General features: G+C 35.0%; 2 protein-coding genes. Both read right to left on the bottom strand.

From position 1 onward, the window contains the following. On the bottom strand, positions 1–6,845 hold a 6,845-nt coding region (locus GXM16_RS19795), incomplete at its 3' end, for a SprB repeat-containing protein (RefSeq protein WP_163396225.1). Between the two features lie 133 nt (positions 6,846–6,978). Continuing rightward, complete coding sequence (locus tag GXM16_RS22920) at positions 6,979–7,722, bottom strand: hypothetical protein (RefSeq protein WP_244307526.1); 744 nt, start codon at positions 7,720–7,722, stop codon at positions 6,979–6,981. Positions 7,723–7,756 lie beyond the last annotated feature (34 nt).

The raw sequence follows: 7,756 nt of genomic DNA, 5'->3' as shown, positions 1-7,756 counted from the left end.
GCCAAACCTGTACCTGAGGCTACAATCTGAAAAGTACTGCCTGAACCTGTACATTGGTTGCTTACTGTGGCTGTTACTGTTGGCGCATTATCTGTTGCTATGTCAACTCTTCTTTTTGCAATACATCCATTAGCATCTTTTACATAAATATCCCAAGCCAAATTCGCTCCTGAATTTGTATCAATTGTGAAAACTGAACCTGAAGCATAGGCTGTTGCAGGAACTGTAGATGGATTTGTTGCATAAGCATAAGTATATGCCGGCGTACCGCCTGTAGCAGTTACAGTTATTTGGGAATTGTCATTGTTGCAATTTATATTGGTACCTACAGCACTTGTAATCGATACAGCCGCTGATGGCTGTGTAAGGGTAACGCTATAAGTAGTCGGACAATTCGTTTTTCTATCGTTTATTGTAATAGTATAAACACCTGCTGGTTGTGGAGAGGTTACATTAATAGTTGTAATAGTTTCACTTATGTTATTTGCACTTTGAATAACTGAATTAGCAGCATTTCTAATTACATAATCATATCCTCTGTCTTTAACTCCACTTACTGTGAATTGAATAGTACCTGTTTCACCAAAACATTTAATTGGTGTTAATACCGAACCTCCCGCTACGATATCCGGAACACTTTTTATATGATAATTTAAATCAAAACTACATCCATTTTTATCTGTAGCCCTGAAAATATAATCACCTGGTTTAAGATTTTTGAATTCACCATCTGATACAATTGCAGAACTATATCCTGCAGGTCCAGAAATAATTTGATATCTAATAGGTGATATTCCTCCTATTGCCTGAAATTTAACGTGAGCTTCATAGGCCGGACACTCTAATCCTGTATCAAACATTACATCAATGCCAGTAATAGATGACTTAGGATTAATTACTACTTGTATTGGCCCATATTGACAACCGTTACTGTCTTTAATATATGCTGTTACAGTTCCTGCTGAACTAGTAGTATAAGTATTGCCAGAAGTAAAGTTAGAACTTCCATTAAAACTATATTGATATGATCCTGAACCTCCTGAACCCACAACCGTAACAATAGCTGGTACCGTACCTGTACTGCTACAGCCCAAATCTGTTGCACTAATTGTTGCTCCAACAGGTGTTGGATTTATGATAGTAACATCGCTCACTGCAGATTCACAACCTTTACTGTCAATCACTTTAATATTATAAGTACCTGCTGGTAAACCGGTAAACTGATTTGTTGACTGAGTCGTATAACTAGCCGCTGAACTTAATTTAATTGCATAAGTATAAACAGTCGTTGCGCCATTCGAAGCTGTTACCGTAATAGTACCATCATTTGCATTATTACAGGTAATATCCGTTTTATTCGATGTTAAAGTCGGAGTTGTTTTTGGAGAAACTACTATAGTATTACTTGTCGCTGTACAACCTTTGCTGTCTGTAACTGTAAATACATAATTTCCTGCCTGAGCAGCAGTATATGGGAAAGAAGTAACTGCTGTAGAAGCCCCTCCATTACGGGATACAGTATAAGTATAAGGTGCACCATAACCTCCGGATACAGCTGTAGTAATAGAACCATCAACCAAACACGTTAAATCCTGAGCCAAAGTTGCATTCAATTGCAATTGAGGTTCAATAATAATACCTGAAATTGTATCTGTACAATTGTTGCTGTCTGTAACTACAATAGTATGCGTTCCAGGTGCAACATTATTGAATGCATTAGTTGTAATTGGAGTGTTATTATCTAATTTATAAGTATAAGGACCAACACCTCCACTTACTGTAACAACCAAAGTAGCAGGATTAGAAGGTGTGTAACACCAGTCAGTGGCAGAAGCTAACTCTGCTTCCGGAGCAACTGGATTCGTAATTGTTATTGGTGCAGATGGCTGAGACAAACAATCATTTGCATCTTTTACCTGAACCGTATAAGTTCCCTGAGCTAAATTAGAAAAAGTTTTATTCGTTTGAAATGGAACAACAATTCCTGAAGAATTACTCAACTGATACTGATAACTTCCGGTTCCCCCTGTAACAGTTGTAACCGTAATATTTGCTGCTGTTGTACAAGTTGGATCTGTTTTATCTACCTGAACAATAAGTATAGCCTGAGGAGATTTAATTTCTGAATCAAATCTGAACTCACATTTTCCTGCAGGATCTGTACGATCATACTTTACAATTACCTTGTAAACACCTGCACCTAATCCCGAAACTGTTACTGGTGAAGTCGTTGAAACATACCAATTCGCACCATTATCTGTAGAATAATGAAATCCTGTAGTTTTAAAATTAGTTGCATTAATAGTAATACTTCCATCACTTGAATTGCTACACTTGGTATCCTGAACTATCGGAGTTGGTACATTAAAGGCACCATTAGAGTTAATAACAATTGGAACACTTCTTTCATTTCCACATTCTTTTGGAATCTGATAAACATAAATATCGTCTAAAGCCAAATCACTACCCTCAACTTCGGCAATATTAGTTCTTACAACAAAATCTAAATCTGTATTATTCCCAGGATTAACTTCCAGTTCAAACTTATTCCACTGTTCATTTTGATTAATCCCCGGTATTGTTATACTAGCTCCTGGAACTGCAACACCATTTTTATGCAATTCAATTGTTAAATCTGGTTTCGCTTTAGTATTATTTGATGTCTTTAACAAATTCATCGCATAAAATTGAACTTTTACCATTTGATTAGGAATTACATCATGTATAGGCTTACTATAAATAATTGTTCCTACAGGAATATTTTGATCATTACCTCCAATGTTGATGGCAAAAAAGCGTCCGTTAGTTATGCCTGGCGTGTTATTTAAAACAGAAGTATGATCTTTTGGTAGTACCCATCCAAAACCTTCATCATGGTAGGGAAGTAATGCATTTGTAACAATATATTCTCCATCATTTAACAATTCTGGTCCAAATGATAAATTTGCATGACAATCAGCTACAGCATCTTGTTTTTCCCAACAATAAACAGGATTAATACCCGGAGATTGAGCATCTGCTCCTCTTCCAAAATCTTCTGTTAATAAATTACTATAAGTAGAAACTGTATTAATATTATATTTTACAATTACTGTATGATTTCCTGAAGGAACATTAGTAAAGATATGATTTGTTATTGGTGTATTTGGAACAGGATCCGCTGAACCTGTTTTCATATAGTACTCATAAGTATAAGTTGTTCCTGTTGAAGTTGTTGGAGTATTGACAACAACTGTAGCAGTAGCAGTACCGTCACAATTAAATACCGGATTAACATTACTATCAATTACCGGATCTTCTGGTTTAGGATCTAAAATAACATTATATGGGATTCTATAAAAACATCCTGTTACATCTCTTACACGCAAATCATAAGAAGCTGTTGATGCAACAACATATTTTTGATTAGAAGCCTGCCATGTAGCACCCCCATCAAAACTGTATTGGTAAGGAGCCGTTCCTCCTGATACATTTGTAAATCTAATTAATCCTGTTGGCTGTCCTCCCTGCAAAGGTCCACAACCTGCTAATTCAGCAACACCTGCAGATGCAGTTATTGCCGTAGCCGGACCTGTTATAACTCGTTGAAATCGTTCTTCACAATATTTAGTTTGTTGACCATTCCATTCAGAAGTATAACTAATACCGTATCTTACTACTACATCATAAGTTCCAGGTGTCAGATTTAAAAATGTTGGACTCGACTGATATGAACCACCATTATTGATACTATATTCCATGATGTATCCATTAGCATTTGTTACATTTACTGCTATCTGTGCAGGATCATCATAACAGTTACTATTTGTAGACGAAATACTAAAAGTCGGTTTTGTATTGTCAGGAACATTTACAGTAATTGTTTTTGTACAAAGTTTTGAATCACGTACTAAAACGGTATAATCACCAGGTGTTGGAGCTAAAATTATAATTGCATTAGGATCGTTATTATCATTTAATGAAGATGCCTGAGGCTCAGTTGATCCGTTTACAAAAAAAGAAAATCCCCAATTACCATCCTGAGCAGAAACTTTAATTTTTCCTGGACCACAGCTGGTTAGAGGCTCTATAATACGTCCTGTAACTCTTATGTCAGAAGCTGTACCGTTAATGTATTTACCTACACGTTGTCTACATTGAACATTATTATTAGCATCTCTGGTAGTTACTTCAACTTCATAATATCTGCCAGGAGTTAAATTAGAAAACTCATGAACACGGCTTGTTAAAGGTCCTACCTGTTGTATAAGTGTTCCTCCATCATATAACGCAAAGTAGTATCCTGAAAGACCATCACTGGCACTTACCTGAATACTTCCTTTTTCACCAAAACAAAGTGGCTGCACATTAGGATTGTCAACTGTGGCATTTAAATCAATTCGACGTATTTCAATAGTATGTGTTTTATATTCACAGGTTCTCGCAACACCTTTAAGTCGATACTTAACAATATAAGTACCTGCATTCCATATATCAAATATATTACTATCCTGATAACCCGTAATATTTGTTCCACTTGCATTTGCTAAAACATATTCATATCCGGTTAACTTATCTACAGTTATATTACCTCTGTTATTACAAATAATATCTCTATGAGTTTCATTTATCGTTAATTCATTTTTATAAACATTGAAATAATAACGGTTAAAACAAGTTCCGGAGCCCGAGTTAATTGTAACTCGGTACTGTCCTGCGGTATTAGCCAGAAAAGTAGGGCCATTAGGTCCGGCTGAAACCCAATTGTTTTTACAGCCATCACCTTCGTTTGCACATAAATCTGATAAGGCAGCCGGAGGAAGACAAGTTGTAGTTTCCCAAACGATACTGGTTGCACCTGTAATTTTTGTATCTAATAGTCTTGAATCGTTTGCTCCACAAAGAAAAATTTTAGGAAGTGGTTTACCATTATCCGGACAAACAATAATCGTTCCGTTTGATTCCTTATTATCAGCGTATTCAATTATCGGATTTGTTTTAAACTCATTAAAAGGTTCAACCGTAATAATTTCCTGTAAATCGACACATGGAGGATTCGCTGTATTATAAACATAATATGTACCAGGATTAGTTACTGTCAATGTTTGTGAGGTACCAATAACAGGTGAACCGGTAGAACTGGTTGACCATGAATAAGATTTATAACCGCCTGAAGCAGAGATTGTCAGACTTGCACCGCACATTTCCTGTCTTCTGTTTTTACAGGCATCAACACCTACTAGGAAATTTGTAGATTGAGGCACAATAGTACAACCTGCAACAGATGTATAACTTTGATCGTTAAATGTGCCGGTATTATTAGTCCCTAAATAATTTGAATAAGCAGTATTTTTTATCAAATTGGAACAAGCATTTGTTAACTTAGAGCAATCATCAACTACTTTAACTTTAAAACGAATTTGTGATTTTGGATCGTTTATTTCTAATAAATTATTAGGAACATTAAAAGTTAATACTCTTGTAGTGGGATTATATTGCACAAACTGATTACCGGCAGCAGTAGTCGGCATTGTCATGCCTGAAGGCAGTGTAAGAATATCAGCTGGAAAATTAAATTCTGTATTAATTGGTAATTCGTCTGTTATTACATAGGATCTTGCATTGTCATTTCCTTCATTCTCAAAACCTAATTCATATGTTAAAACATCCCCTAAATGAACATCTGCATTACTGGCGTCATTGTTACTGGCATCCTTAACTCCTTTTGTCAAAATAACTTTAGGCGCAATAATATCAACAGAAAATGCGGTAAAATAGTAAATAAAAACATCGCTTTCTGTTCCTAAAGTTATTGTAGCTGATGTGTCATTATTTTTAATAATATTAGAAGAAGGATTAATATCAATAACCCCTGTATCAAAACCTAAAGTATTAGTGCTATTAGGGACACGATCCGTAAAACTTGCATTTAAGCTATTTATTGTACTATTAAAAAAGTTATTTTGACCATTATCTAATGGCCTGGTACTTGGAGTTATTGTAGTCCCGTTTATTCTAAGATAATCTCCCCTATAACCTCTATCACCTTCAAGAGCAGCAAATGCAAATCTGGCCTGAACTGGTCCGGTAGGTATCGTAGTAAAACCACTAATTACAGTATTATTTGGCCCTCCTCCTTGTTGCCTTGCTGTAAATCCATTAAATGTAGAAATCGCTTTCGATGGTAAACTGGAATCTTCATAAACAATAAAAAGAGACCAGCCAGCAGAATTACCAGTCCCTCCATTGTATCCCTGAGTTGCGATAACATTAGCAACAGTATATGTTCCATTAGGATTTGTAGGACTCAACAAACTAGTTATATCAGCAAAGCATGCGTATGCCTGAGTATTATCCGGGTTAATACCACCAGCACTAGTTGTGATATCGTGTATAATTGTACCTGTTACATCCTGATAAGAATTATTGGAGGTATTAGGTACCTTGATTTTTACTCTATTAATATTTGATCTGTCTGCAGGGGATTTTAGAGTTGCTGACCAATATAATGCTGCATAAGCAATTCTATAACATGGATCTGCAGGAGCCTGATTATTTGGTACAGTAAGATTAGCACTACTAGAACTAAAAATTCCAGGAGTAGCACCATTATCAATATTAACATAGCGCATATCAAAATCACCATTGAAACCATTACTATTATAAGGAGTATTAGGACCTGTAACAGTACCATTATTACTTACAGAACGTCTGTTAAGTATGTTATTCCCAATTACAAGAATATCTCCTTTCAGCTGTTGATTATACTGCCTAACAAAAGGTTTTAAATTCTGGGAAGACCCAACATTGCTTAGCAAAAAGAACAAAAACAATAATGCAATTTTCAGAATCGTAGGTTTTTTCATGGTGTTTACTTTTTTTGGGGCTTCATTTTATTCTTTAAGGGGCATTAAAAAATAAATTTTGGGCACTTTAAAAATATTTATTTTGTTAGTATTTCTTAATTTTTAAAAAATACCGGAAATATATGCTATTCTATTAATTTTCAACTTTTACAATAACCATTCTGCTATTGTATGGTTTGCTTCCTTTTGCTTCTAATGCTTTAGTTGCTCCGGTTAAATCTTCATGTTTTTCATAATAAATATAATATTTACTTGTCGTTACATTGTAAAAGAAATTAACATCTGAGCGTCCAGCAGCAACAGCTTTGGTTAAAAATTCATCTCGCTTTTCAACACTGTTGTGTACTGCAATAATTAGATAATATCCACTTTCAGAATTTTTAATATTCTTAATAATCTGCATGTTTGACTGATCTTCACCAAAATCAAAATCGCTTTCTGTCAATGGTGTACTGCTTACTTTTGTTGTTTCTTTTATACGTTTAAGAGCAGCAAGGTCCTGTGCATACCTTCCTTCATCATTTTCATAAGCTGCACGTTTAATTCTACGTTTTTTCTCAATTTCTGTTTCAGTCTTAATACGCTCTAAATTTGCAATTAATGCGATATTATCTTGTTCCGCCTTTAATTGAGCTGCTTTTAATTCGTTTATTTTTTCTAAATAAGCTATGTTTAAAGCATCATTTTTATTAGGGACTTTTTTTAGTCTTTCGTTATATAAATTTGTCAAATTAGCTATCGCATCCTTCTGAGCCCTGTTTGCATCAGCTATTTGACTTCTTAAAGATTCTATCTGAGCATTCTCGGCACTAACGCTTTTAAATGGTTTTGGCTCTCTATAAATTCCCTTTTCACTCAAATCGTTTTCTTCCTTCATATCATTCAGGTCTTTTTGCTTATTAGCAACAGTA

The organism is Flavobacterium limi, assembly GCF_010645075.1.
GTDB lineage: Bacteria > Bacteroidota > Bacteroidia > Flavobacteriales > Flavobacteriaceae > Flavobacterium > Flavobacterium limi.
The sequence above is the reverse complement of the archived record's forward strand: the minus strand, read 5'-3'. Positions and strand labels throughout refer to the sequence as shown.

Bases quoted from the DNA above. Each gene is read 5' to 3' on its own strand.
- GXM16_RS22920 (WP_244307526.1), bottom strand. From the start codon at position 7,722: ATGAAGGAAGAAAACGATTTGAGTGAAAAGGGAATTTATAGAGAGCCA.